Below are 26185 nucleotides of genomic sequence, written 5' to 3'. Positions count from 1 at the left end.
AAAAAGCACACTGTTATTAGTGTGCCATTCTCCGTTAGAACTATTCTAGCATGAGTGCCCTTGGTCAGGCAAATTAACTGTACCGGAAGGAGTTTTGGGATTAAGCTCCAGACGGGACAAAATCTCATCGAGTGCAGGGTGCTTCTCGGTTTTTTCGCTGCTTTGCTCACCTAAAAGAGCACTGGCCAGCACTTCATTTAGGGTCTCCACAGGAATGACTTCAAATCCTTCGGCAAAGCTCTTGAAACGCTCCTGCCAATTTTCCTTGGGAATAAATACTCTGCGGCATCCCGCCTGATGAGCCGCTTCAATCTTGGCCGCGATTCCGCCTACCGGCTTTACACCGCCCCGAATGGATAACTCACCGGTCATGGCCAAATAATTATCCACCCTTTCTTTACGGATAGCGGATATCACGGCTATGGCAATGGCGATCCCTGCGGAAGGTCCGTCGATAGGCACTCCTCCCGGGAAATTGACATGGATATCATAGTTATGGGGATGTATGCCTAATTGCCGCCGGATGACGGTGAGCACATTTTCCACAGAGCTTTTGGCCATGCTTTTACGACGTGTCTTCCTGAAGCTGCTCCCTTGTTCCTCTTCTTCAACGATTCCCGTAACCAGAAGCTCTCCGGTGCCAATAGCAACGGGATGGGCTGTAACCTCCAGCTCGATCAGCATTCCCATATTGGGACCATAAACGGCCAGACCGTTGACCAAGCCAACTTCCGCCACCAAGGGGACTTTGCGTTCCGGCCTGGGTGCATATTGTCCGGAAGTCACGACCCACTCCACCGTAGCGGCATTAATCTCCAATTTCTTTTCCGTCTGAGCCACACCCGCTGCCAATTGAACGATGTTCACCGCCTCCCGCCCATTGGTGGCATACTGCTTCGCCACATTCAAAGCGCTGGGAGTAATCGGTGTTTCCATTTTTGCCGCTGCCCCCCGGGCAATCTGAGCAATCTCTTCAGGCAGCAAAGAACGAAAGAACACCTCCATACACCGGGAACGTATGGCAGGAGGAATCTCCTCAGGACTCCGTGTCGTCGCTCCCACCATGCGGAAATCAGCCGGCAGTCCGTTTTGAAAAATATCATGAATATGGACCGGGATATTCGTATCCTCTGAGCTGTAATAAGCACTTTCCAAAATGACCTTCCGATCCTCCAGCACCTTAAGCAGTTTGTTGATTTGAATCGGATGCAGCTCCCCGATTTCATCGATAAAAAGCACACCGCCGTGAGCCTTGGTCACAGCTCCGGCTTTGGGCTGGGGAATTCCCGCCATGCCCATCGCACCTGCCCCTTGATAAATGGGGTCATGAACCGAACCAATCAAGGGATCAGCGATTCCCCGCTCATCAAAACGGGCGGTAGCTCCATCGATTTCGATAAACTTGGCGTCTTCCTTAAAAGGCGACATCGGGTTTTTCCTTGCTTCCTCAAGAACCAGACGGGCTGCTGCCGTCTTGCCCACACCCGGAGGCCCATAGATCAGGACATGCTGGGGATTCGGTCCGCAGAGAGCGGCCCGAAGAGCCTTAATTCCCTCGAGCTGGCCCACAATCTCTTCAAAATGAGTGGGCCGGGTCTTTTCCGCCAAAGGAGTGGTCAGAGCAATCTTGCGCATCTTCTCCAGCTTCTCCAGCTCCTTCTTGGACTCCCGTTCAATGGAGACCTTGTTCCCTTGTTGGGATTTGAGCAATCCCCAAAAATATAAACCGATGATCACTGCAAAGACCAGCTGCACCATCATCACGATTCCGGTTAATCCAGCCATAGTTCTATTCCCTCCTGAAGCAAATACTTGATACCTTTGCTAGTATTGCCAGAGAATAGTTTTTGAAAACTTTTTCAAAATACTATTTGACATTTATTTTCAAGCAGCCTATAATAACAAGTAATTTATCCAGTTAATGCTAATGACGAGAAAGAGTACACCTTAGCCGGAATGTCCAAGAGAGTCAGCGTTGGTGAGAGCTGATACAAACCGTTTGGTGGAATGGGTCTCTGAAGCGCAAGCTGAACGAATCTGCATCTTGACTATCAGGATGGAGATATCAAGTAGGCAAGCCGGGGGTTTCCCGTTACAGAAACACGGGTATCGAGAGCATGGCTCATTCTCTCCGCATCCGGTTAGAGGTATGGGACAGCTTTTTTAATTCCAGTGGCTTGCGCTGACCCATATAAATTAAGGTGGCAACACAGAAGCACTTTCTGTCCTTTATATAGGACGGGAAGTTTTTTTATTTTAAAGTAAAGTGCCGCCCCCTCCGGATGAACAAGAGATGAAGATAATGTTTTCTCCGTACCTGATAGAGGTACTTGTGGATACACAATACACAGCACAAGTACAAATTAAGGTGGCACCACAGAAGCTTTCTGTCCTTTGGGATGGAAAGCTTTTTTAGTGTAAAAAAACCCAGAGTTTTAAGTGTTACAGAGTACCAGCGGAGGTGACTGCTCATGGATATTCTCGAAAGAATTCTCATCGCGAAACGAAAAAAGCTCCAAGCTCGGGAAAGACAGCTTCCCCTTGCCGAGCTTAAGCGGCAATTAGAGGGCAAAATCATTAGCCGCCCGGAGAAACCAAAACTTACCCCCCATTCCTTTCATGTCATTGCTGAGATCAAGCGTGCTTCCCCAAGCAAAGGAATGATCCCTTGGCGCCACTCCCTGGAAGAAACTCTTCAGGCTTATGAATCCGGCGGAGCCTCCTTTATCTCCATACTCACCGAGGAGGACTTTTTCCTGGGGGGGCCTGAAGACTGGCAAAGAGGCCGCATGTTAACCTCTCTTCCGCTCCTGCGCAAAGATTTTATCCTTTCCGAATATCAGGTCATCGAGAGCGCCGTTATGGGAGCGGATATGATTCTGCTCATTGCCGGGATTCTGGACACTGCCGCGCTCCCCAATCTGCTTCATTTGACTCATGAACTGGGAATGAACGCCCTGGTCGAATGCCGTGATGAAAAGGATGTTTCCCGAGCTCTCCAAGCCGGAGCGAAGATCATCGGTATCAATAACCGGGACCTGAGTACCTTCCGGATAAGCCTTGGCCGCACCCAATTCCTCAGTTCCCTGATCCCGGCTGATTACCTTCTGGTCAGCGAAAGCGGGATCCATACTCCCGAAGATGCGGCATGGGTCTCCAGCCATGGCGCTCAGGCGGTCCTTGTCGGCGAATCCTGCCTTCTGTCCCCTGATCCCGCTTTGCATATCCGCTCCCTGCGCGAGGCAGGCCTGAGTGCTAAGGTGGTGAAACCATGCCCCGGATAAAAATCTGCGGCATCCGCACTCGCGAAGAAGCCCGTTGGGCTGCTGAAGCCGGTGCCGATGCTCTGGGGTTTATCTTTGTCCCCCACAGCAAACGTTATATCCAGCCGGAAACCGCCCGGGAGATCATCCTAAGCTTACCTCCCCTGATCAGCAAAGTTGGGGTGTTTGCTCAGGCCTCCCCTGAACATGTCGGCCGGATTGTCCATGAGTGTTCTTTGGATACGATTCAGCTGCATGGGAATGAAGATCCCCGGCTCTACCGCCATCTCCCCGTGACAAAGATTAAAGCATTCTCCTTTCCCTCTGCACCGGCCCCTAGTAATCCCTCCGAAGCCGCGCCTGATTTCTCCCTGGTTGAAACCCCCTCTCCTTCGTCCTTTTCCACTGCTTTCAGAGAACTTCCCCCGGCCTCTCTTCATGGGATCCTTTTGGACTCATCCGCTGGAGGAAGAACAGGCGGAACCGGAATCCCCCTCCCTTGGCATACCCCGGAATTCCAGGATTTTTTGCACCAGGTCGGAGACCTTGGTTATCCCCTGATTTTAGCCGGGGGGCTTAACCCCGGCAATATCCTGGAAGCCATCCATCTAACCCGGCCCTACGGAGTGGATGTCAGCTCCGGAGTGGAACGGAACGGCCACAAGGATCGTGAAAAAATCCAACACTTCATCTCACAGGCAAGAAAGGAGCCACCCCTATGACCTATGCCATTCATGAATCCCTAAACCTCCTGTCCCAGAGACAGGATCTCCCTGAAGAACTGACCTCCACTGTCGTTCAGGACCTTTTGTCCGGGAAACTGACCCCGGCTCAGATTGGGGGTCTGCTCCTGGGGTTAAGTCTTAAAGGCGAAACCCCTGAGGAGATCGCCGCCTTTGCCCAGACCCTAAGAGATGCCAGCCTTAAAATTAAAGCTCCTGAAGGAACGCTGGATACCTGCGGCACCGGCGGGGACCGCAGCGGTACCTTTAATATCTCCACAACCGCAGCCTTTGTCATCGCCGGGGCCGGGGTTCCGGTAGCCAAACACGGCAACCGCTTTGCCTCCGGCCGCTGCGGCAGTGCCGATGTTTTGGAGCAGCTGGGCATTTCACTTAAAACCACCCCTGAATCCAGCGAACGGCACCTGCAGCACATCGGCATGACCTTTCTCTTTGCCCAGGTTTATCATCCAGCCATGGCTAAGGTCGCCGCAGAGCGCCGCGAACTGGGCATTCGAACCATCTTTAATCTCCTGGGCCCTCTCCTTAATCCCGCCGGTGCTTCCTACCAACTGCTGGGAGTCTCTTCTCCTTCCCTGCTGCCCAAAATGGCCAAAGCCCTCCAAATTCTCGGCAGCAAACGGGCTGTTGTGGCTGTGGGTGAGGACGGTCTGGATGAAGTAACTCTAACAGGTGCGACCCAAGCCATCCTCATTGATGGCGGGGAGATACAGCCCTTTATCATCCGGCCTGAAGAATACGGTCTTAAGCTATGTTCCCTTCAGGACCTCCAAGGAGGCTCCCCTGCGGAAAACGGACAAATTACCCTCCGCATCCTTCAGGGAAAAAAAGGACCCCAGCGGGACATTGTTTTGCTCAACGCCGGAACCGCCCTCTACGCAGCCAATAAAGCGGCCGGCATCCGGGAAGGCATTGCCCTGGCGGCGGAAAGTCTGGATTCCGGCAAAGCCTTAAGTATATTGGAAAAACTCAAAGTTTCAGCCTAGCACCCTTGTAACACTTAAAAGGAGGATTCCATCATGATTGCGAAGGACCAGGATTTTACACCTCTGGCCAGCCGCTTCGGCACCTACGGAGGCGCTTATGTACCCGAGACCCTCATCCCTGTTTTAGATGAACTGGAAGAGGCTTATAACCAAGTCCGCAATGATCCCGGCTTTCAGAACGATCTGAAAGAGCTCTTATCCAACTATGTAGGCCGGCCTTCCCTCCTCTACTATGCCCAAAGGCTCAGCGAATCCCTGGGCGGAGCTCAGATCTATCTCAAACGGGAAGATCTCAATCATACCGGCGCTCATAAAATCAACAATACCCTGGGCCAGATTCTCCTGGCCAAGCGAATGGGCAAAACCCGGGTCATTGCGGAGACTGGAGCCGGTCAGCACGGAGTTGCCACCGCTACCGCCTGTGCCCTCATGGGCTTGAATTGTGTGGTCTATATGGGAGAGAAGGATATAGAACGGCAGCATTTAAATGTCTTGCGCATGCAGATGCTGGGCAGTGAAGTCCGCTCCGTCGCCACAGGCTCAAAAACCTTGAAGGACGCCATCAATGAAGCCTTAAGAGACTGGGTTGCCCACCCCCGGGATACCTTCTACTGCTTTGGGACCGCCGCCGGCCCTCATCCTTATCCAACCATCGTCCGGGATTTGCAAAGGATTATTGGTGAAGAAACCCGCTCTCAATTCCTAAGTCTCCGGGGACGTCTTCCCGATCTGCTCGTCGCCTGCGTGGGCGGCGGGAGCAATGCCATCGGTTTTTTCCATCCCTTTCTGGCTGATGAACATGTCCAACTGATTGGGGTTGAAGCCGGAGGAAAAGGCCCGGGCAGTGGAGATCACGCGGCGACCTTATCCTTAGGCCGTCCCGGCATCCTCCATGGCGCTTACAGCTATCTCTTGCAGGATGAAGAGGGTCAGATTCCCGACACCCACTCCGTTTCAGCCGGTCTTGATTACCCCGGTGTAGGGCCGGAGCATAGCCACCTGAAAGATATTGAACGCGCCCGCTATGTCAGTGTAACTGATAACGAGACCCTGGAGGCCAGCAAACTTCTTGCCCGTACGGAGGGGATCCTGCCCGCTCTGGAAAGCGCTCACGCCCTTGCTTATGCCCTAAAAATTGCCCCCACCTTTTCCCCGACCCAGCACATCATTGTCAATCTATCCGGTCGGGGGGACAAAGACATGGAAACCTTTGCTCACTTTATTCATGACTAACCACCAGCATGATTACCAACAGCATGGTTAGACAGCAAATGAACCAAACAAGAAAAAATAATTAAGGAGGGAATGCCGTGTCTGATCGTTTAGAAACAGCTCTGGCCAAAGCTCGCCTCAAAACACCCGAGAACCCTTTGGGCATGGGATTGATCACTTATCTCATGGCCGGGGACCCTGATAGTGATACCACCCTGCGCCGTTTAACCGGCCTTGTGAAGGCCGGAGTCGATATTCTCGAACTGGGTGTTCCTTTCAGCGACCCGATCGCCGATGGCCCTGTTATCCAATCCGCCGGCTTACGAGCCCTGCAGCAGGGGATGAATCTCCAAAAGATTTTAAATCTCACTACCCGGTTCCGCAAGGAAAACCAGACCACTCCCCTGCTTTTAATGAGCTATCTCAATCCCCTCATCCATTACGGCTATGATCGGTTTCTCACGGAAGCTTACGCAGCCGGAGTCGATGGTTTGATACTGCCTGATCTGCCGTGGCGGGAAAGCACACCTTTCCGGCAAAGGGCTTATGAACTTCTTCAGGACCGATTAGCCTTTATTCCCATGATTGCTCAGACCAGCCGGCCCGATCACATTCATGGCCTTGCCCAAGGGCAAAAGGGCTTTATCTATGTCCTCTCCCGTAACGGGATCACCGGAGGAGATGCGGAAATTCCGCCACAAACCCGGCAATTCATTGACTCTCTCCAGACCACTCTTTCCACCCCATGCTACGTGGGATTTGGAATCCAATCCCCAACCCAAGTGCATACATTGAGTCAAGCCTGCCAAGGGGTCATCGTGGGCAGTGCCCTGGTTCAAAAGTTTGCCGAACTCGATGCCTGTGCTCTCCCTGCTCACGAGTCAGTGCACCGCGAACAGGACATCTATACCTGGATTGGTTCCTTAAGAAAAACATCGGTCAGGGAGGAACTTGCATGCGAGTGATCCAAAAAGAGTGGCGGCCCGACCCTTTTCCTTCCCCCCATTCCGATTGGGTCATGAACCTTCTCCGGTTTTCCGAAACCCTGGGAGAAAAATGCTATACCCTTCTGGAAGGAAATGAGGAAGAGCATCAACGGACCTATTACGGATTCGGCGAAGGCTGGATTTTATCCCCTGAGACCCGGGAACCCGGCCTTCCTCCCGATCCCTTGGCTCACCTCAGGGATTTTTGCCGCCAAAACTTCCCCGCCGGGAGCTGTGAAAGCGGCATCATCGGCTACCTGGATTATGAGTGGGGGCTCCTCTGGCAAAAACCCCAAGCCACGTCAGCAAAACCCAGCTACTTTTTTCGCCTTTGTCCCATCAACCTGGTCTTCCTCCCCAGTTCACGAAAAGTCATCCTGGAGATATTCTCTGAAGATGACTCGGAGCTGAGCAGGCTCTATGATCATTGGTCAACACACCTTGACCGCTGGATTTCCCAAAATCACTGTCAAGATCACAATCACTGCCAAACCCATAATCACTGCCAGGATCATAATCACCTTCAGGAAGCTGCTCCGTCAGGGATTACAGCATCGGAAATCTCCACAAAACATCCATCTGCTCCCACCACCAGGCCAAACCAATGGCAGGCCAATTTCAAGCCTGCGGAATTTATATCCCGTGTGGAAAAAATCAAAGAGTATATCCACTCCGGCGACATTTTCCAAGCCGTACTCTCCCAGCGTTTTACCCTGAAGAGGACTATCGATCCCTGGTCCGCCTATCAAAAGCTGCGGATTGTCAACCCATCCCCCTGGCTCTTTTGCCTGTTTGGCGAAAAGGAAACTTTAGTAGGCAGCTCCCCGGAATTGCTTCTCTCCTCCATCGGGTCACAAATTCAAACCCGCCCCATTGCCGGAACACGTCCCCGGGGCAAAGATCCTCTGGAAGATCGACAGCTCGAACAAGAACTTCTGGACGATGCTAAAGAAATGGCCGAGCACGCCATGCTTGTTGACTTAGGCCGAAATGACCTGGGACGGGTTTCACACTATGGAAGTGTCAGTGTCGGTAAATTCTGCAGTGTCGAACACTTCTCCCATGTCATGCATATCGTTTCCTCTGTCGAGGGCCGGCTGGCCAAAGCTTACGATTCTTTGGATGCCCTAAAGGCTGTTCTGCCTGCAGGCACCTTAAGCGGTGCCCCTAAAGTCCGGGCTATGGAGATCCTCCAGGACTTGGAGCCTCCCCGCCGGGGTCCTTACGGCGGAGCCCTCGGTATCTATCGCTGGAATGGAGATCTTGATTTCTGTATCACCATACGAACCTTGATGATCAGGGATGATGAGGTCAGCGTGCAAAGCGGGGCAGGCATTGTTTTCGACTCCATTCCCCAACGGGAATATGAAGAGACCCTGCACAAAGCGAAGGCTTTATTCAAGGTCGTGGAAGATCTATAACAAAGAAGGTCTATAATATTCTGACAGTCCCGCGAAAGGAGGTTCCCTATGCTGACCATCATCGATAATTATGATTCCTTTACCTATAATCTGGTCCAAGCCTTCGGTGAATTGGGAGAAACGGTTACCGTTTACAAAAATGATGACGTATCAGGGGAAGAACTGCTTTCCGAAAATCCAGACGGGGTGGTCATCTCACCCGGTCCCTGCACCCCCAATGAAGCCGGGATCTCCCTTGAAGTGATCCGTCTCCTTAATGAACACGCCCAGAAAGGCCGTCCCATCCCTTTACTGGGAGTTTGCCTGGGCCATCAGGCTCTTGCCCAGGCCTTTGACTCGGAGATAATCCTCGCCCCCGAAATTGTGCATGGTAAACAGTCCCTCATTTATCATGACGAAACAGAGCTTTTTTCAGAGTGCACCCAAGGGTTCTTAGCCGGCAGATATCACTCCCTCATGGTCAATCCCCTTGGTTTGAACCCTCTTTTCATCGTCACCGCCCGCACGGAAAACAACCTGATCATGGGAATTCGCCATCGCTATTTCCCCTTTTATGGGGTACAGTTCCACCCGGAGAGCATCCTCACCCCGGAGGGACCACAGATCCTGCGCTCCTTTCTTACTCAGGTTCACCGTCAGTAGGGCGAAGCACCCATCATTGAACCGCTCATCATACAACTATGTCCCAAAAACGAAAGCGCTTTCGTTTTTGGGACTAACTCCAAATCATGACTGAAATATAGCGTTAAAGAAAAAGGAGTGCCGCAAAACGTTGACTCACCAACGTTTTGCGGCACCCTCAGCCTTATGCTGATTCTTCTTTTTTGTTCTTCTTGCTTTTATCGATGGTCACCAAAAGGGGTTCTTCCTTCTTCAGAATAACGTCCTTGGTCACCACGCATTTGGTCACATCGTTGCGGGAAGGCAAATCATACATTACATTCTGCATGATCTCTTCCACGATAGCTCTTAAGCCACGGGCCCCCGTATTACGCCGGATGGCTTCCTCGGCGATGGCCTTCAGGGCTTCCTCTTTAAATTCGAGGGCTACTCCGTCCAGCTCCAGAAGTTTTTCATACTGTTTGACCAGAGCATTCTTGGGTTCTGTCAGAATCCGCACCAATGCTTCTTCATCCAGAGCATCCAGTTTGACCATGACCGGTAAACGTCCCACAAACTCCGGAATGAGACCAAATTTGAGGAGGTCGGCAGGGAGAAGTTCCCTAAGGGTTTCCCCGATGTTTTGATCACTCTTCTTCTTAATCTCAGCCCCAAAGCCCATTACCTTTTTCCCGATGCGGTTCTGAATGATCTTATCGATCCCGTCAAAAGCCCCGCCCACGATAAACAAGATATTCGTGGTATCCAGTTGGATGAACTCCTGATGGGGATGTTTACGGCCACCTTGAGGCGGAACACTGGCTACGGTTCCCTCGAGGATTTTGAGAAGGGCCTGTTGGACGCCTTCTCCGGAGACATCACGAGTAATGGACGGATTCTCCGATTTGCGGGCTATCTTATCAATCTCATCAATGTAGACAATACCTTTTTCAGCTTTTTCCACGTCATAATCTGCGGCTTGAATGAGCTTGAGGAGGATATTTTCAACGTCTTCACCCACATAACCGGCCTCCGTTAAGGAGGTTGCATCCGCAATAGCAAAAGGCACATTCAAAACTTTGGCTAAGGTTGAGGCCAGTAAAGTCTTACCGGATCCAGTGGGTCCCAGCATAACGATGTTGGATTTTTGCAGTTCCACATCATCAATTTTCATACCCAGATTGATTCGCTTATAGTGGTTGTACACGGCCACAGCCAACGCTTTTTTGGCTTCGTCCTGCCCGATCACGTACTGGTCAAGAATTGCCCGAATTTCTTTAGGCTTTGGAATATCCCCTATCTCCATCCCCAAGTCCTCATTGAGTTCTTCCTCAATGATTTCATTGCAGAGTTCAATACACTCATCGCAGATATAAACTCCAGGGCCGGCAACCAACTTTTTGACTTGATCCTGAGTCTTTCCACAGAACGAACACTTAAGCTGGTTCTTTTCGTCGTTGTACTTTGCCATCCTCTCACCTCTCTAGCACAGAATACCTCTGCACATAGGCTATGCCTGCTCGACGAGGAAGTTTACCGTTTTTTCGGAAACTAAGCTCTGACGATACATGCCCATATCACCACGTGCCATGAGGGACTGTTTCAAATTTTCCGGACTGGTTTGATAACGTTCTGCAAGTTTTGCCAACTCATTGTTTAATTCTTCCTCGGATACTGTAATTCCTTCTACCTTAGCGATAGCTTCTAAAACAAGTTCGGTTTTAAGGTTTTCCGAAGCACGGGGGCGAAGTTCTTCTTTCATGGTATCCATACTGGTTCCCGTATAGTGGCAATAAGTTTCTAAATCCAGCCCTTGATACGAAAGATTTTGCGCCATGTCATCGAGCATCATGTCAATCCGGCTGTTCACCATGGCTTCCGGAACCTCGACACTGGCATTTTCTACAGCTTTGGCAACGATTGCATTTTTGTGTTCCATTTCTGCACGTTGTTCTGCCGCTGTCATAAGTTTGTCTCTCAAATCAGCTTTCAATTCATCAAGTGTCTCAAATTCGCTGATATCTTTAGCGAATTCATCATCCAAAGGTGCATATTCTTTTCTCTTCAGCTTATTGACCTTAACTTTGAACAAAGCATCCTTACCTAGTAGGTCTGCAACATGATATTCATCAGGGAAGCGAACGTTGACATCAACTTCCTGTCCAATTTGTGCGCCGATTAATTGTTCTTCAAATCCTGGGATAAAGGAGCCGGATCCGATAACCAACTCGTACCCTTCAGCTGTTCCGCCTTCGAAAGCTACCCCATCCACAGAACCGGCGAAGTCGATATTCACGGTATCCTGAGCTTGAACTGCGCCTTCTTCAAGATTAAGGACTTTGGCATGTTGTTCCTGCTTGCGCTGGAGCTCTTGTTCAAGCTCCTCATCGGTAACGACAGCCGCAGTCTTTTCAACTTCCAGGCCTTTGTAGCTTCCCAACTCAACTTCAGGCTTCACAGTGACCTTCGCCTTGAAAATAAGCTCTTTGCCATCTTCCATTTGGATGAGATCCACGTCCGGGCGATCTACCGGTTCAATCCCAGCTTCATTAACTGCTTTCATGTACTCAACACCGAGGATGTCATCTACTGCATCATTATAGAGTGCAGCCGTTCCCACGTAACGCTCTACCATGGTCCGTGGAGCTTTTCCTTTACGGAAACCTGGGATATTCACTTTGTTAGCTAAAGCTTTGGCAGCTTTGGTTACTGCGGCACTGAATACCTTCGCATCGACGGTAACTTCAAGTTCAACAGTATTCTTCTCTATTTTCTCCATTTTGACTGACATATGTGCTCCCCCTTAATACTTCCTTTGGATAAACTATAATCTAAGGAAAATCTAACTGCGTTTCTGAAAACATAAGATGAAGCTAGTGTGTCCGAAATTCCCTTAAGGCAAACTTGACATTTTTCGTCATTTACTGCCTGACCCTGCCCGTTTAGAACATGACCTAAAAGGGGAACTCTGCGTTCCCCCTCAAAGCAGGTTTCCATAAAGGAAACTTCCTTCCGATGAAGTTTACTCCACCTAAAGATTGAGTTATCCGTTACATGGGAAAAGTTTTCCAAAGGTTTAAATTAGCAAATTTACCTGACCATTCTACCAGACGGCGCAAGATAAATCAAGAACTTATCAGGCAGAACTCATTAGGCAATGTTCCTTGAGATTAAGAAACGGATTATTGAACGAGTGCCAGGATTTCCTCCACAGCCCTTTCCGCAGCATGACCGGGCAAAGCCTTGGCTGCCGCCCGACGCATGCTCTCAATCTCTTCAGGGTGGCTAAGAAGGTATTGAATCGTTGCTTCCAGCTCCTCCTCAGTCTTCGCCAGCTTGGCCGCTCCAATCCGCTCTAAGAAGCAGGCATTTTCCTCTTCCTGACCAGGGATGGGTTTATAGATAATCATGGGCAATTTCTTAGTCAAAGATTCCGATACAGTAAGCCCTCCCGCTTTGGTGATCACCAAATCTGAAACGCTCATCAGTTCCTCTACATTATTAATATACCCATAGCAAACCATAGGATTGCGCCCCTCCATACCTTCCAGGCTCCGGTAAAGCTTTTCGTCACGGCCGCAGACCACAAGAACCTGAAGGGGATATGACGAATCGAGCAGAAACTTGCAGATGTGCTTAGAGCCTCCCAGCACCCCATAGGCCCCTACCATCACCAGAATGGTCGGTCGGATGGGCCTGAGGTTAAGTTTCTCGGTAATCTCCGAGCGGTCAAGCTCCTCTTCAAATTTTGGATCGACGGGGATTCCCGTAATGCGGATCCGTTCCGGAGCAATTCCCCCGGCGATCAGATCCTTATAAACATCCTGGCACCCTGCAATATAAAGGTCCACTCCCCGCTGGATATACTGACTATGGACCCCATAATCCGTGACCACAGAGACCACCGGAGCATGAATCACGCCCTTAAAGCGCAGTTCACCCAAAACGCCGGCGATCACCGGATAGGTGCAAATGATCACATCAGGGTTCAGCCCCTTGATATAGTCCAGAAATTCTTTGCGCCCCAATATATTGATAAAACGCTGGATAAGAGACTGAGGTCGTATCTTTGAGGTTCGATAATAAAACATACCATAGAGTCTCGGTGTATGCTTAATAAGCTCAATGTAGGTATTCTTGACAATTGTATTTAATGTTTTACTGATGAATGCCCCAAAATCCAGGTGCGTAATCTCTGCTTCCGGTGATTTTTTACGAACGGCTTCGATCAATGCTTCCGCAGCTCGAAGGTGACCTGCTCCGAATGTCGCCGAAAACACTAAGACCCTTAACTCCCCCACGCCAAATCCTCCTTTGGGTTAACTTACATTCCCATTTTAACTCAAAAACAACAAATCTCAAACTTAAGTTTTTCTTAATTTCACATTCTTATAATTGATTATGCTTTTAAAAAGCTTGTCATTTAAGGGAAACTGAGCTATAATCAGACAGTAAATCAATTGCGAGAGTGGCGGAACTGGCAGACGCACTGGATTTAGGTTCCAGCGGGAAACCGTGGGGGTTCAAGTCCCTTCTCTCGCACCATCAACGTACTTGCAGACAACCATAGTATATACTATGGTTGTTTTTTATTTTTAAGAATCTTTTCAGCAAAAGTTCAGTTAGTTTTCAGGTTTGTCCTTTAAACTGTTTTATATATAAAAAGATAGATGTCTTTATCTCTCCCCCCTAATACATAAAAACAGGAGGAATGATCATGATCCAAACCGGAAACATCACTTCCACAGAGCTTTCCTTTAAAAAAGATCAACCATCCCTTAATAAATCGGAAAAAGAGTCCGGTGTTATTAAAAAGGAAACAGAACCTACTGTAGCCAAAGCAGAACCGGCTACAGCGACTGAAGGGACTGTCACCGTAGGCATCTCTTTCGACGGAGATACTGCGGAAATCAGTGAAAAAGGAATGCAAACAGCCATGAGTTCCTCTTCACAGAACGAACCATCGGGAAATACAGAATTAAGCCAAGCCTCTTCTACCGTGAAAACCCTGCTTCAAGACGATTCCACAGCAGACACCGACACCAGCAACTTGTCCCAGTATTCAGAAACCCAGCTTAAAAGCATGGTAAGTCAGGGGACCATTACGCAAAGCCAATATATTAAAGAAATGAGCAGCAGAGCGGGAAAAGCAGAACAGTAAAAATCCGTCATAAAGCCATCTTGATCGAATACTCTCACTACTCAAAGCAGGGCTGTGTAAAATCATCAGATTTTATCACAGCCCTATTAACTGAAAATGACCACTGCCGATACTGCACCCTATACTGTAGCGCTCCGCAGCAACAATCGCGTATATTCCTCCTGTGGATGATCAAAAACCCTGCTCGCCGCACCCTGCTCAATGATCCTCCCTTGACGCATAACATAGACCTTGTCGGCGATTTTCCGCGCTAAAAAAATATCATGGGTTATATAAAGCATGGAAAATCCCCGGATATTCTGCAAACCTTTGAGCAAACGCAGCAAATTAGCCGCATTGGAGGGATCCAGCATGGAGCTGATTTCATCCGCTATCATCAGCTTAGGATTCATAACCAACGCTCGGGCGATGGCGACCCTTTGCCGCTGCCCTCCGCTTAAAGTGTGGCCGCGCCTGCGCAGAAATACGTCATCATAAGGCAACTGCACCTGTCCTAAAGCCGTTCTGACCGCCTGCAAACGCTCAGCCCTTTCACCTATTTTAATAATATCAAGAGGTTCCTGCACAATCTCCCTGACCGTCAGATGCTCATTGGTAGCGGAAATGGGATCCTGAAAAACGATCTGAATGCCCTCCGGCTTTGCTGTTTCGCTGTTGCCCGTCACCTTACGCCCTTCAAAATACACTTCACCGCTGTCGGCATCCATAATCCCGCTTAATATCCCGGCCAGGGTGGTCTTTCCTGATCCGGATTCCCCGATTAGCGCCACCACTTCACCGGCTTTGATCTCAATATTGCAGTCCAGGCAAGCCTTGACCCGGCGATTTTTAGTGTGATAAGCTTTTTCGATCCCCGAACCGGCTAAGAGGGTAACAATCCCCCCGCGCAGACAGGCCACCTGTCTCTGCTCCCCTACCCCTTCCAAAACGGGATGTTCCCTGAGACACTCCTCAATCCGCTGATTGCAGCGGCTGTAAAAAGGGCATTGCTGCTCATGAGTTATCTGTATCTCACCGGGAATGCCCCACATATCCCGGTAGGGATGAATGGATGGAGAAGAGTAAATCAACCCTCTCGTATAAGGATGCCGGGGATCATGCAGGATATCCTTTGTACCGCCCTGCTCCACCATATTGCCCGTGTACATCACCAAAATCCGGGAGGTCATGGCCGCGATAACGGGCAGCTCATGGGAGATAACCAACATGGCAAACCCCTTTTCCCGCTGCAAATCCAGCAAAAGCTGAACCATCTCCTGTTTGGATACAGAGTCCAGGGAGGTGGTCGGTTCGTCAACAATCAGCACATCGGGATCACAGGACAGAGCCATGGCAATCAATATCCTTTGGCGCATGCCCCCGGAAAGCTGATGGGGATAGGCAGCGGTCAGAGAGGAGTCCAGCCCGACCATCCGGATCAGATTTTCCGTTTTGGCCCGGGCTTCTTTTTTCTCCATTTCCAGATGCCTGATCAGGCATTCCCCGATTTGATCACCGATAGAAATCACGGGGTTCAAGACATCCAAGCTGTTTTGAAAGGCGACCGCAATCCTTTTCCACCGATAGCTGTCACGTTCCTGCTCGGACAGAGTGATCAGCTCCGTGCCCTCAAAACATATACTGCCGCTGACCTGGGCGCAGTTCTCCAAAAGACCCATAATCGACATAGCCAGCGTGGTTTTTCCACTTCCCGATTCGCCGATGATACCGATGCATTCTCCTGAATCCAAGCGCAGACTGACATTATGCACGGCATTAATATCGGTGTCCCGTCCATAACGGACATATACATTATTGATCTCTAAAACTGACATCATAACCTCCCAACTTCCTTGACACTATCCTAAATTTTAGTATTCACGATTTTTTCCAGATCCCGGCTGATAAAAGCAACCGCGACAACCAGGATCAGCAAGGCCGCTAAAGGAGACATAATCCACCATTTCCAAAAATCCGTAAAATAAATGCCCGGAAAGTTAATGGAGCGATTAAGAATAATACCCCAGCTTTTCGAAAGGGGATCCCCCAACCCCAGAAAAGAAAGCCCCGCTTCCGCAACCACCGCATGACTGACAATACGAATCATACCGACGGAAATAATGGGCAGCAGCCCGGGGATAAAGTGCTTGACCGCCAAATGGCGAAAACCGGCGCCATAGCTTTTGGCAGCTGCAATAAAGTTCTCATGGCGCATAGCAAGCACTTTGGAACGAGCCGTCCGCGCCGGTCCCACCCAGGAAAGCAAAGCAATCACCAAAACAATATTGGTCAGGCTCGCTCCGAAAAAAGCTCCTAAGACAATCATCAGGGGCAGTTGAGGAATCGACATCATCACATCGCATAGCCCTGTAATCAGCTTATCTATCCACTTACCATAATAACCTGCCAAAATCCCCAGAGAACTACCCCCGATTCCTGCCAGCAGTGCCGTTGAAAAACCCACCAGCATACTGATGACCGCGCCATGACAGATTTGGGCAAAGATATCGATGCCCAAATCGTCCGTCCCCAGCCAATGGTCAAGGCTCGGTGCCTCCAAAGCATTGCCGCTCGGTATTTTGTGCAGGTTTTCCAAAAAGAAAAAAGAAATAAAGCATAAGCATACCATGAACAGAATGGCCCCCATGCCGAATTTCCCATATCCGGAAAAGGAGGTCCAAAATCTCTTTAAGATCTGTTTCATCTATTCCACCCTTGGATCCAATTTTCTGTAAACCAGCTCCGCAATCCAATTCATCAGCAGCACTGTGAGCGTAATCGCTAAGAAAATCCCTTGAATCAAAACATAATCCCGATTGAGCACCGCTTCACGCATCAGCCGTCCGACTCCGGGATAAGCAAACACGGTCTCAATCAAAACCGCTCCTCCGAACATGGCCCCCATACTCATAAAGATCCTTGCTACCACAGGGGGCAAAGCATTGCGCAAGGCATGCCGGAAGATGATGCTCCTTTGTTTAAGGCCCTTGGCCTTGGCCGTCCGGATATAGTCCTTGGAAAGTACGGTCAGCATGCTGTTGCGTGATAAGAGATAAAAACCTCCGATCCGGGTCAGAGCCAAGGTCAAAACCGGCAGAGCGGCATGATGGAGGAGATCCCCCAGCTGTTCTCCCCGGGAAGCGAAGGAAGCAAAGACCGTACTTCCTCCCGACAAAGGAAACCACTGCAGCTGGGCGGCAAATACAAACAGGAACAGCACGCCCAGCAAAAAAGAAGGGATCTCCGCAACGATCACCATTGCCCCATAAAGGAGTTTATCCACGGGCTTATCCCGCTGCCAGGAGGACAAGGCTCCCAAGACCGTGCCCACCAGGCTGCTCAGCGCCAATGAAGTGATCACGATCAAGAACGTCCAAGGAATGCGGGTTAAGATCATTTCCGCAACATCACTATTATAGTAAATGCTATAGCCCAAATTCCCTTGCAGCAGGCCCGTAATATACTGCCAGAATTGGATAGGCAGAGGCTTAGCCAATCCATAATAGTCTTTATAATGATCGATCTGCTCTTGTGAAAATACAGCGGAGACATTTCCGTCTTCTACCGAAAGATAGAGGAAGGGATCGCCGGGCATTAATCTGGGCAAAAAGAAATTAATGCAGATAATCACTAACAGCACACTGAGATAGTGTTTTTTCATCGTTTACCCGCGAATTAAATAGGACAGCTTGTTATGATCGCATTTGCTGTGATCATAACGGAACATCCAGCCATCATAGGTGGCATTGCGGTATACAAAATTATCCAAGGCGCCATGAAGCATAATCATGGGCACTTCATCCGCAATCAGGCTCTGCAGTTCAAAAATCATCTCCTGACGGGCTTTTTCATCCCGTTCAGCTGCCTGAGCCTGAGCAAGGGCGATAACCTCCTCATTGGACCAGCCTTTAATCGTCTTTGCCCCTTTGCCATAAACCGTTCTCAGGTAATCGGGATCGCCGCCCATTGCCCCTGAGTTAATAAGCAAAAGCTGGTATTTGCCGGTATTGACGGCATTGTCCCTGGTTTTGGCTTCCACACTTTCCACCGTAACATCGATCCCTATTTCGGCTAAGGACAGCTTCACCAACTCCGCAACCTTGATGCCGTCAGCCGAATTATCCGTTAAAAGTTCAAAGGAATAGGTTTTCCCGCCCAGAAGTTCACGGGCTTTGTCCGGATTATAAGTATACTGTTCAATGGTCTCATTATACCAAGGGCTCACCGGGAGCACATAGCCCTGGCTGCTGATGGCGGCCGCCCCCCGGGCTGCTTTATCCACCAGTTCCTGGCGATTGATGCCATAAACCATGGCTTTGCGCAGATTAACATCCCGAAACTCCTCTACAGCCTCCATGTTCATCATCAAGCGGTAGCTATGGTAGGAGTGAGCATTTTTGATCGTGTATTCCGGATTGTTTTGATAGTTAGGAAGGATATCAGGGGAAGCATTAATCAAATCAATTTCTCCATTAGCAAACGCCAGAACGCTGTCGCTGACCGGAACCCATTCTATGGCCGCAGCGGCCGGCTTCAGTCCCCAATATTGCTCAAAGGCCACATAACGATAAGCACCCTGCTGGGGATCATAGGTCTCCAGCCGATAGGGTCCGCTTCCTATCGCTGCATCCTCTCCTGTATAGGCTGCCGGATCCGCAACTTTCTCCCAGATATGTTTAGGCAAAATACGGACATTGCCGATCTTGGTCAGATAATTATTATCAAAGCGGTCAAACGCAACTTCAATGGTATAGGTATCCACTACCCGGGTCTGCGCAACAATATAGTTTCCGCCGGCCAGTAAATCATTGGAAACAGGGGGATGGTCCTGATAATAAGACAAGGTAAACGCCACATCTTCCGCTGTTAAAGGGATGCCGTCATGCCATAAGGCATTTTCTTGCAGATGGAAGGTATAGACCGTTCCGTCATCATTGATATCCCAGCTCGCCGCCAGCCACGGTATATTCCCCTCTTCGTCTTTTTCCAGAAGGGAATCATACAGCAATTGCATCTTGGACATTCCGGGCCCACGGGGCACATGCTTGAAGGGATTGGGCAACCCTGTATCCCCACCTGCCAAACGCAGGATCAGACTATTTTCTTGCTTGACATTTTCCCCCTCCCCGCTCTTCTCCGCAGCAGCCTTTTCTCCTGAGCATCCGGCCAGTCCCAACAGCATGACCAGAGTCAATACCCAAGCAGCCGCACCCGCTGAAAACCTCTTCGCTTTTTGAATCATCTTAATTCCTCCACCTTTTTACTTCTGACCCTTACTGTCTCCGCATTATGCCTTGACTTACACTTTCCATAGGATCATCGCCAGAGTTGCTTTACTATCTACTGAAAATGTTGCTTGTTCAGCGTGCCTGGATATCAATTCGGCAAGATCCATCCGTTTAAGCTGTGCTGCCTGGCCGTAACGGCCTGCATATTGTTCGACAGCCTCTTCGACAGTAAAGGAAGTCACTTCCCTCTGTCTTAAATAGCAGATTTCCGGTTCGTAACCCTCCAGCCATAAAAGATTGAACACAGCCTGCACCATATCCCTGTCATTATGGGGCTCATAGGAACGAGGAGAGTCCAAAACCTGCGTCAAATACGCCGATAGGGAATCAGTGGTTTCAATATACTGGTTAATCAGGCAAAATCCCTTGGCGGCCTCCAGCATCTTATAAAGGCCTTCAGGACAACGAATTGCCGGGCACATGGAAGCAAAGACAAGGTCGAAGTGTTTTCGCCATTGCAAAGCTGCCAAATCTGCTCCCGTCCATTCCAGCTTGGCATAAGTAAGATTGGTTACCCCTGCTTCTTGAGCATTGTGTCGCGCCAGTTCCAGCATATTCGCAGAAATATCCGTAATGGTCACATGCTCGGCATGAGCCGCAAAAGGAACCGCATACCGTCCGCTGCCTCCTCCAATATCCAATAGATTGGCTCCGGCCAAAAGGCCCCTCTCCCGCAGAATCGCCGTAACCTTTTCCACCAACTCTGAACGGTCCCGCTGCTGAGACCTGTAAAAATGATTAGCCCTGGCATCCCAGGCTTCCTCTGCTCCCTCCGCCCCCTTGTAATTCTTGAGCAGCATCTGTTCATAAATTGTCTTATCCACATTAAAACCCCTTTCAAGTTAGCTTAAGCTAACCTTTTAAGAAAAAAATCCGCCTTGCTCAAATAATGATCTCTTTTATTTTAAACAAGGCCTAAGTCTTAGCTTTTCAGCCAATAAATGATAATGCAAATCAACTGCATTTATCTATAAATTACTATAATTCATCATTTTTTGCAATAGTTTTCGCTTATTTAAATTAGTAATTACTTAATTATTTCAACTGATAACCGTGGGTTCTTTTCAAGGCTGCCTAAGAATTAACAACCCCTCCTGCGGTTTCGCCTTGACACTGCCCAACTATCACTGTATTCTAAAACATATTTAAGATAATATGCCTGCTATTTCTGACACATTGGGGGTACAAGCTAGGAGTTGTTAATGTGGATGATCTTCTGAAAGTCATGAAAGCTTTATCCGACGAAACACGCCTTAAAATTATCAATCTTCTTTTGGATTTTGATTTTTGTGTAGGTGCCCTTTCGAGGCAACTGGGTATTTCGGAAGCTGCCGTTTCCCAACATCTGCAGATTTTACGCAAAGCCGGACTGGTAACAGGTGAAAAAAGAGGTTATTATACCCATTATGATGTAAAGAGAGAGTTATTAGAAAAAACGGCCCAATCACTCCTCTCGATTGCTGCACATGAGGCACCGCGTAAAGATTGCCGCCTACACTTAACCGGCAACCATCAGTATTGCGCCAATATCAATCCTTCCGCAAAATCGTAAATAATCCTTGCAGTTAGCTTGATTAAACTGCAAGTAGCATAATTTATTTGATTCATTCTCTTCGTTGCGTTCGCAACAAAACCTTGATACACAGCACTTGTATTCATACTTGTTGTCTTAGGTCGGCCTTGGCGGCCGGCCTAAGACGTTTTAGTCCGCGTTATAGATTTTATAGCTATAACCACGACCCTTCGTCTGCCCACGGCTGGGAAGAGTTAAGGTTTTGCTAAATACGATAATTTATTGTGATCAGGTTTATTACTATCGAAGGTGTAGACCCAGCCATTATACTTTGCGGGGCGGTAGACATAATTGACCTTATCCGACTGCAAAAGAACGATAGGAACATCTTCGGCGATCAGCCTTTGCAGTTCATGGATCATCCCCAGACGCTTTACCTCATCGGCTTCCGTAGCCTGGGCACGGGCTAGATCGTTAATGGTTGGATTGCTGTAACCGGAAAGCAGGGTGGACTTTTCACCATAAATATTTCTTAAATAATCCGGATCTCCGCTCATGCCCCCTGTATGGATCAGCAATAACTCATAATTTCCCTGTTTCAATGCTCCATCACGGGTTTTGGTATCCACCGTTTTGATCGTAATATTAATTCCCACCTGCTCATAACTCAGCTTGAGCAATTCGGCAATTTTGGTTTCGACCATATCCCCGACCAGCATTTCGAAATGATAGGTCTGACCGCCTAACAACTCCTTAGCTTTTGCCAGGTTGAACTCATATTGCATAATATCCGGGTTATACCATTTCTTGTCGTAATCGGGGATATACCCCATGCTGGCTATGGTTCCCGCACCACGGTCCACCTTATCAATCAGCTCCTGACGGTTGGCGGCATAAGCCAAGGCTTGACGTACAGATTGATTTTGCAAGGCGGGAACGACTTTCATATTCATCATGAGCCGATAGGCATGATAGGGGTGTTGCTTATCAACCTGGTATTCCGGATTTCCTTCATACCGTTCCAGAAGGTCGGCGGAGACATTCAGCAGATCGATCTCCCCATTTTCAAAGGCTAGTGTACTATCGCTCACCGGTATCCATTCAATGGCCGCTACAGCATGCTTGGGCCCCCAGTATTGCTCAAAGGCCACATAACGATAGCTGCCTGTCTGAGGTTCATAATCCGTCATCACAAAAGGACCGCAGCCAACTACTTGTCCTTCACCGGCAAAGCTAAGGGGATCTTCGACATTTTCCCAGATATGCTTCGGTATGATCCGTGCCGTCCCTAATTTTCCCAGATTTACGTTTTCGAATTTTTCCAATGTTATTTTTATCTTCAAAGGTTCCAGTACTTCAATGTTTTTGATGATGCTTTTGCCATTTGCGTGGATATCGTCGGACACAGGCGGATGCTCCTCATAATAACGGAATGTAAAAGCAACATCTTCGGCGGTAAAAGGGGTTCCGTCATGCCAAAGGACATCTTCTTTCAGGGTAAAGATATATTCAGTTTTGGCATCATTGCTCTCCCACTCTTTGGCAAGCCAGGGGATATACCCATTTTCATCCTTTTCCAACATGGAATCATAGATTAAACGCATCTTTTGGATGCCGGGTCCCCTGGGAGTATGGCGAAATGGATTCGGCACACCGAAATCCCCTCCGGCAAGACGGATAACCACAGGCTCAGCCTGGGAGGCTTCAGATGAGGCCGCCGCTTTGGAAGAGCTGGCCGGAGTGCTTGATTCTGCGGGCTGTGTTCGTGAATTGCAAGCCGTAAGGCCTATGGTCATGACTAAAAATAATAGTAAGAGTATCTTTTTCCAGCTGTTATTCAAACTTATCCCTCCACACAGTCTCTTTGACCGTTATTTTTTCCAATAGATCACCGCCAAAGTTGAATTATTGGCAATCGTCAGCTCGCCGTTAGTGGCCGCTGAAGCGATGATCTCCGCCATGTCCATTCCCTGAGCACGTACGGCACCGGCCAACCGCGGGCTGTGGCTTTGGAGCGCTTGTTCCACTGTAACTTCCCTTTGGCTTTTGTCCTGAATATAGGCAATTTCCGGTAAGTATCCCATCATCCACACTAAAGAGAAGAGAGCATAAGCCGCATCCCGGTTGTTGCCCGGCAATTTTGATTTCTCAATTCCGGCGGACTGGATGATAACTTCCGACAAGGAGTCTTCAATCTGCACGAATTGTGTGACTGCACAAGCGTATCGGGAGGCCTGGGACATCTTTTCCAGCCCTTTCCTGCTGCGGATTGCCGGGCACATCGAGGCAAACACAAAGTCAAACTTATTCTCCCAACCTATTCCGGCAAGATCGGCACTCTCCCAATCTAATTTTACATAGTTTGCATTACGAACACTTTGTTCCTCCAGACTCATTTTGGCGTAATTCAGCATCTTCTCCGAAATATCGGTTAAGGTGACATGGCCAAACATCTGGGCAAGATGCAACGAATAGCGCCCGGCCCCACAGCCGATATCCAAGGCTGTGCCCTCTTTCCGAAAGATTCCCTTATCCTGGAGCAGGGTGAGGGGTTTTGGAGGGCCACTGCTTTCAAAAGCCCGCTGTGATAAATAAAAGTCTTCTGCTTTTGTATCCCAGTAAGCTTCCGGGTTAACGGTGGGAGATCCCTCCTTTAAAAGACCTTCCAAATATGCTGCATCCATAAAAAGCCTCCTCATCAAAAATAATGCTCTATAGTTAGCTTAAGCTAACCATGGAGCATTATAACGCATTTCCTGGATATTTTCGGTTGCGTACGCAACGAACTTTCTTTACTTAGGAATCATTTCCTGGATATTGATAATATAAAAATCAGATTTGCAATAGGCAATCAGCCCTTCGTCACGCATTTTACTCAATTCACGGGAAAGTGCGCTTCGCTCGATCTGCAGATAGTCAGCAAGATCATTGCGATTAAAAGGAATACTGAATTGATGATTGCCGGTTTCCTGCATCTGCATCAACAGATAAGCCTGTATTTTTTGACGTAGTGTCCTGTAGGAAAGTATGTCAAGTCTTTGATTGAGTTTACTGTTGTACTCGGACATTGAAATAAGCAGATTTTCCATAATCGTAGTGCGAAAGTGACAGCTGCAGGCATGGGGAGACACAATTTTCCCGATTTTCAGCTTTAAAGCAGTGCACTTCCCGGTAGCCCGAATACATACGGGCGTCTTTTGTACACCCGAACCTAGCGCTATTTCGCCGAAAACGTCGCCGGGCATTATATGCTCCACCACAATACGCCGTCCCAGCATGTTATCAATCACAACCTGGGCACAGCCTTTGAGCAATAGGCCTGCTTCATCGGTTGTTTGATCGATATTGAGCAAAACATCACCTTTGTCAAACTCCGCTTGTATGGCATGCAGGCATTGCAACGCATGAGGAATGTCTTCAGGAGCGATTCCAGAAAATAGTCTATAGCTTTTAATTAAATCAAGAGTCATCTTTTTTTCCTCGATTGTTCCCAGCAAGCACTCTAATATAACTGCTCTATCAACAAAAGTTAGCTTACGCTAACTATTATACTAGAGGTTTGGCCTGAAGTCAATTTACCCAGGCATAGTCTATTGTTTTTGCCAATCTTAAAAATCGAAGCTGCTGTTCCTCAACATCTTCATATTTTACGCAGAGCCGGACTGGTAACAGGAGAAAATAAAACAACGAAAGACGACTTCCGGCAGAGCAAAATCTACCGGAAACCGTCTTTCGTTGTTTCGGGCTGTCTTGCTGCAACAGCCCATTTTGCGCTTTTGTCTAAATTCTACAGTTTCTTTTTGTTTGACTTCCCATTCCCCGATCGTCGTCACGACCACGGGCCTGGCTTTATCCTGACCTCGCAAACCTCATTCTGTCTGAAACTGCTTCAACGCCGGTTTGAATTCTGCTCCGAATCCATCATCAGCGCTCTCATTTTATATTACGAAAACTTAATGGCATTTTAAGGGGGGCAGTCATCAAATCTTTATCCAAAAATGCCCTTGGGCGAATACTTTCCCGGAATCAATAGGCTATTGCTTTACTTATCCAATCTTTCCGTTTGAACAGGGACGGGAGCAGCCACGCCGATAAAAACGAAACGATCTTTACCGGTGTTTCTCATGCCATGAGTTTGTCCCTGTTCAGCGAGAACAGCCATGCCTTTGGAGATCGGAACTTCTTTGCCGTCTCCGGCAAAGTACAAGCCGGACTCCCCTTCAAGACAAATCCATACATCATCAGCATTGGGATGCATATGTAGGAATACTTCTTGCCCTGGCTCCAGACACCACATGGCGGCGAGAGTTTTTTCCGATTGATAAACGACCACTTTTTGGGGTACGTTTGCGTCAAACTTAGCTAATTTTGTCAAATCATACAGTCTTTTTTCCACAACAATCAACTCCTGCATCATAATTTTTTCCTGTCCCTAGGATATGTACATATTTCTATGTATATTTTATCACATTCGCTTTGTCGTAAAAGGTCCTTTGGAGAACCCAGGCAAATTATTTTATGGAGATCTGATAGTGCAAGAAAGGGAGCTGCACCTTGGTAACCTTTCGGTTGATAAAAGGGGCAGCTCCCTTGAAAAATTAGATAGAAATAATTTTATCAGGGTTAAAACGGTTAGCCGGGTCAAAGGTTTTCTTAAGTTTACGGAAGGCTTCCATGGCTCCCGGTGTAAATTCAACATCCATATATTTTTTCTTGACCACACCAATGCCGTGTTCCCCGCTCATAGTGCCACCCAGAGAAACAGCCAGCTTACTCAGGGCTCCTTCTGCACCATGAACCCGTTCCACTTCATCAGCATGCCGCTGATCGAAGAGCACCAAAGGATGGAGGTTGCCGTCTCCGGCATGAGCCACCAAACCGATGATCATATCATACTCTTTGGCGATCTTAAGGATTCCTTCAATAGCTTGGGGGAATTCACTTCTCGGCACCGTGATATCCTGAATCGAATAGCAAGGTTTAACACGAGCCACCGAACCGAAAGCAACCCGGCGGGAAAGCCAGATTTGATC

At 48.7% G+C, this 26185-nt stretch carries 24 protein-coding genes and 1 tRNA gene; 11 read left to right on the top strand and 14 right to left on the bottom strand.

Annotation, left to right across the window (positions count from 1 at the left end; genetic code table 11):
- Window positions 1-45 precede the first annotated feature (45 nt).
- Window positions 46-1785, bottom strand: a complete 1740-nt coding sequence (gene lonB, locus BUA14_RS22375; protein WP_072774646.1) for an ATP-dependent protease LonB — start codon at window positions 1783-1785, stop codon at window positions 46-48.
- A 686-nt stretch (window positions 1786-2471) separates the two neighbouring features.
- Between lonB and trpC the strand changes: the two genes are divergently transcribed.
- The 7 genes from trpC to BUA14_RS22340 all read left to right on the top strand — a co-directional run bounded on the left by trpC (window position 2472) and on the right by BUA14_RS22340 (window position 9253).
- Window positions 2472-3284: an indole-3-glycerol phosphate synthase TrpC gene (trpC, locus tag BUA14_RS22370; protein WP_072774645.1), complete on the top strand. Its 813-nt coding sequence runs from the start codon at window positions 2472-2474 to the stop codon at window positions 3282-3284.
- Window positions 3272-3985 (top strand): phosphoribosylanthranilate isomerase, encoded by a 714-nt coding sequence (locus BUA14_RS22365; protein WP_072774644.1) that lies wholly within the window; start codon window positions 3272-3274, stop codon window positions 3983-3985. The genes trpC and BUA14_RS22365 overlap by 13 nt, the downstream gene beginning before the upstream one ends.
- Window positions 3982-4992: an anthranilate phosphoribosyltransferase gene (gene trpD, locus BUA14_RS22360; RefSeq protein ID WP_072774643.1), complete on the top strand. Its 1011-nt coding sequence runs from the start codon at window positions 3982-3984 to the stop codon at window positions 4990-4992. The genes BUA14_RS22365 and trpD overlap by 4 nt, the downstream gene beginning before the upstream one ends.
- Window positions 4993-5025: 33 nt before the next feature.
- Window positions 5026-6225 (top strand): tryptophan synthase subunit beta, encoded by a 1200-nt coding sequence (gene trpB, locus BUA14_RS22355; RefSeq protein WP_072774642.1) that lies wholly within the window; start codon window positions 5026-5028, stop codon window positions 6223-6225.
- Window positions 6226-6302: 77 nt separating this feature from the next.
- Entirely contained in the window at window positions 6303-7169 is an 867-nt protein-coding gene (trpA, locus tag BUA14_RS22350; RefSeq protein ID WP_072774641.1) for a tryptophan synthase subunit alpha, read from the top strand.
- Entirely contained in the window at window positions 7160-8611 is a 1452-nt protein-coding gene (locus BUA14_RS22345) for an anthranilate synthase component I family protein (RefSeq protein ID WP_072774640.1), read from the top strand. Before trpA ends, BUA14_RS22345 begins: the two co-directional genes overlap by 10 nt.
- A gap of 48 nt (window positions 8612-8659) precedes the next feature.
- Window positions 8660-9253: an anthranilate synthase component II gene (locus BUA14_RS22340; RefSeq protein WP_072774639.1), complete on the top strand. Its 594-nt coding sequence runs from the start codon at window positions 8660-8662 to the stop codon at window positions 9251-9253.
- A gap of 163 nt (window positions 9254-9416) precedes the next feature.
- On the opposite strand, the gene clpX is transcribed toward BUA14_RS22340, so the two are convergent.
- The 3 genes from clpX to BUA14_RS22325 form a co-directional block, all read right to left on the bottom strand.
- Entirely contained in the window at window positions 9417-10682 is a 1266-nt protein-coding gene (clpX, locus tag BUA14_RS22335) for an ATP-dependent Clp protease ATP-binding subunit ClpX (protein WP_072774638.1), read from the bottom strand.
- Window positions 10683-10721: 39 nt separating this feature from the next.
- The gene (gene tig, locus BUA14_RS22330) at window positions 10722-12002 is read right to left on the bottom strand and encodes a trigger factor (RefSeq protein ID WP_072774637.1); all 1281 of its coding nucleotides are present in this window, start codon (window positions 12000-12002) and stop codon (window positions 10722-10724) included.
- Window positions 12003-12393: 391 nt separating this feature from the next.
- Window positions 12394-13512 carry an MGDG synthase family glycosyltransferase gene (locus tag BUA14_RS22325; protein ID WP_072774636.1) on the bottom strand — a complete coding sequence of 373 codons (1119 nt, stop codon included), beginning with the start codon at window positions 13510-13512 and terminating at the stop codon, window positions 12394-12396.
- Window positions 13513-13673: 161 nt separating this feature from the next.
- Here BUA14_RS22325 and BUA14_RS22320 point away from each other — a divergent pair.
- Both BUA14_RS22320 and BUA14_RS22315 read left to right on the top strand, forming a co-directional pair.
- Window positions 13674-13756, top strand: a tRNA-Leu gene (locus BUA14_RS22320).
- Window positions 13757-13928: 172 nt separating this feature from the next.
- On the top strand, window positions 13929-14372 hold the full coding sequence (locus tag BUA14_RS22315) for a hypothetical protein (protein ID WP_072774635.1): 444 nt from the start codon (window positions 13929-13931) through the stop codon (window positions 14370-14372).
- 119 nt (window positions 14373-14491) lie between these two features.
- On the opposite strand, the gene BUA14_RS22310 is transcribed toward BUA14_RS22315, so the two are convergent.
- Genes BUA14_RS22310 through BUA14_RS22290 form a run of 5 tightly spaced genes read right to left on the bottom strand, consistent with a single transcriptional unit; the run spans window position 14492 to window position 20463 of the window.
- On the bottom strand, window positions 14492-16189 hold the full coding sequence (locus BUA14_RS22310; RefSeq protein ID WP_072774634.1) for an ABC transporter ATP-binding protein: 1698 nt from the start codon (window positions 16187-16189) through the stop codon (window positions 14492-14494).
- A 26-nt stretch (window positions 16190-16215) separates the two neighbouring features.
- A complete protein-coding gene (locus BUA14_RS22305; RefSeq protein ID WP_072774633.1) occupies window positions 16216-17055 on the bottom strand; it encodes an ABC transporter permease in 840 nt (279 codons plus the stop codon).
- Window positions 17056-18012, bottom strand: coding sequence for an ABC transporter permease (locus BUA14_RS22300; protein ID WP_072774632.1), 957 nt, complete (start codon window positions 18010-18012; stop codon window positions 17056-17058).
- Window positions 18013-18015: 3 nt separating this feature from the next.
- Window positions 18016-19593: an ABC transporter substrate-binding protein gene (locus BUA14_RS22295; RefSeq protein ID WP_072774631.1), complete on the bottom strand. Its 1578-nt coding sequence runs from the start codon at window positions 19591-19593 to the stop codon at window positions 18016-18018.
- Between the two features lie 57 nt (window positions 19594-19650).
- Window positions 19651-20463 carry a class I SAM-dependent methyltransferase gene (locus BUA14_RS22290; protein WP_072774630.1) on the bottom strand — a complete coding sequence of 271 codons (813 nt, stop codon included), beginning with the start codon at window positions 20461-20463 and terminating at the stop codon, window positions 19651-19653.
- Window positions 20464-20843: 380 nt separating this feature from the next.
- On the opposite strand from BUA14_RS22290, the gene BUA14_RS22285 reads away from it, so the two are divergent.
- Window positions 20844-21191 (top strand): ArsR/SmtB family transcription factor, encoded by a 348-nt coding sequence (locus BUA14_RS22285; protein ID WP_072774629.1) that lies wholly within the window; start codon window positions 20844-20846, stop codon window positions 21189-21191.
- Between the two features lie 215 nt (window positions 21192-21406).
- Here the strand turns inward: BUA14_RS22285 and BUA14_RS22280 are convergent, their stop codons facing one another.
- The 3 genes from BUA14_RS22280 to BUA14_RS22270 all read right to left on the bottom strand — a co-directional run bounded on the left by BUA14_RS22280 (window position 21407) and on the right by BUA14_RS22270 (window position 24622).
- Window positions 21407-22993, bottom strand: a complete 1587-nt coding sequence (locus tag BUA14_RS22280) for an ABC transporter substrate-binding protein (protein ID WP_242954736.1) — start codon at window positions 22991-22993, stop codon at window positions 21407-21409.
- Window positions 22994-23023: 30 nt separating this feature from the next.
- Window positions 23024-23836 (bottom strand): class I SAM-dependent methyltransferase, encoded by an 813-nt coding sequence (locus BUA14_RS22275; protein WP_072774628.1) that lies wholly within the window; start codon window positions 23834-23836, stop codon window positions 23024-23026.
- A 108-nt stretch (window positions 23837-23944) separates the two neighbouring features.
- Complete coding sequence (locus tag BUA14_RS22270; RefSeq protein ID WP_072774627.1) at window positions 23945-24622, bottom strand: Crp/Fnr family transcriptional regulator; 678 nt, start codon at window positions 24620-24622, stop codon at window positions 23945-23947.
- Window positions 24623-24745: 123 nt separating this feature from the next.
- On the opposite strand from BUA14_RS22270, the gene BUA14_RS27625 reads away from it, so the two are divergent.
- Complete coding sequence (locus tag BUA14_RS27625) at window positions 24746-25120, top strand: hypothetical protein (protein ID WP_178371774.1); 375 nt, start codon at window positions 24746-24748, stop codon at window positions 25118-25120.
- Window positions 25121-25194: 74 nt separating this feature from the next.
- Here BUA14_RS27625 and BUA14_RS22260 read toward each other — a convergent pair whose 3' ends face one another.
- Both BUA14_RS22260 and BUA14_RS22255 read right to left on the bottom strand, forming a co-directional pair.
- Entirely contained in the window at window positions 25195-25548 is a 354-nt protein-coding gene (locus tag BUA14_RS22260; RefSeq protein ID WP_072774753.1) for a cupin domain-containing protein, read from the bottom strand.
- 202 nt (window positions 25549-25750) lie between these two features.
- The coding region (locus BUA14_RS22255) for an FAD-linked oxidase C-terminal domain-containing protein (RefSeq protein WP_282433386.1) at window positions 25751-26185 on the bottom strand (435 nt) is incomplete at its 5' end.

Origin of the sequence: Desulfitobacterium chlororespirans DSM 11544 (assembly GCF_900143285.1) — a bacterium.
Classification (GTDB): Bacteria; Bacillota; Desulfitobacteriia; order Desulfitobacteriales; family Desulfitobacteriaceae; genus Desulfitobacterium; species Desulfitobacterium chlororespirans.
The sequence above is the reverse complement of the archived record's forward strand: the minus strand, read 5'-3'. Positions and strand labels throughout refer to the sequence as shown.

Excerpts from the sequence above, each read along its gene's own strand:
- trpD (WP_072774643.1), top strand. The coding sequence starts at position 3,982 with ATGACCTATGCCATTCATGAATCCCTAAACCTCCTGTCCCAGAGACAG.
- BUA14_RS22340 (WP_072774639.1), top strand. The coding sequence starts at position 8,660 with ATGCTGACCATCATCGATAATTATGATTCCTTTACCTATAATCTGGTC.
- BUA14_RS22365 (WP_072774644.1), top strand. The coding sequence starts at position 3,272 with ATGCCCCGGATAAAAATCTGCGGCATCCGCACTCGCGAAGAAGCCCGT.
- BUA14_RS22345 (WP_072774640.1), top strand. The coding sequence starts at position 7,160 with ATGCGAGTGATCCAAAAAGAGTGGCGGCCCGACCCTTTTCCTTCCCCC.
- BUA14_RS22275 (WP_072774628.1), bottom strand. The coding sequence starts at position 23,836 with ATGGATGCAGCATATTTGGAAGGTCTTTTAAAGGAGGGATCTCCCACC.
- BUA14_RS22270 (WP_072774627.1), bottom strand. The coding sequence starts at position 24,622 with ATGACTCTTGATTTAATTAAAAGCTATAGACTATTTTCTGGAATCGCT.
- tig (WP_072774637.1), bottom strand. The coding sequence starts at position 12,002 with ATGTCAGTCAAAATGGAGAAAATAGAGAAGAATACTGTTGAACTTGAA.
- lonB (WP_072774646.1), bottom strand. The coding sequence starts at position 1,785 with ATGGCTGGATTAACCGGAATCGTGATGATGGTGCAGCTGGTCTTTGCA.
- trpB (WP_072774642.1), top strand. The coding sequence starts at position 5,026 with ATGATTGCGAAGGACCAGGATTTTACACCTCTGGCCAGCCGCTTCGGC.
- BUA14_RS22310 (WP_072774634.1), bottom strand. The coding sequence starts at position 16,189 with ATGATGTCAGTTTTAGAGATCAATAATGTATATGTCCGTTATGGACGG.
- BUA14_RS22295 (WP_072774631.1), bottom strand. The coding sequence starts at position 19,593 with ATGATTCAAAAAGCGAAGAGGTTTTCAGCGGGTGCGGCTGCTTGGGTA.
- BUA14_RS22305 (WP_072774633.1), bottom strand. The coding sequence starts at position 17,055 with ATGAAACAGATCTTAAAGAGATTTTGGACCTCCTTTTCCGGATATGGG.
- BUA14_RS22315 (WP_072774635.1), top strand. The coding sequence starts at position 13,929 with ATGATCCAAACCGGAAACATCACTTCCACAGAGCTTTCCTTTAAAAAA.
- trpC (WP_072774645.1), top strand. The coding sequence starts at position 2,472 with ATGGATATTCTCGAAAGAATTCTCATCGCGAAACGAAAAAAGCTCCAA.
- clpX (WP_072774638.1), bottom strand. The coding sequence starts at position 10,682 with ATGGCAAAGTACAACGACGAAAAGAACCAGCTTAAGTGTTCGTTCTGT.
- BUA14_RS22300 (WP_072774632.1), bottom strand. The coding sequence starts at position 18,012 with ATGAAAAAACACTATCTCAGTGTGCTGTTAGTGATTATCTGCATTAAT.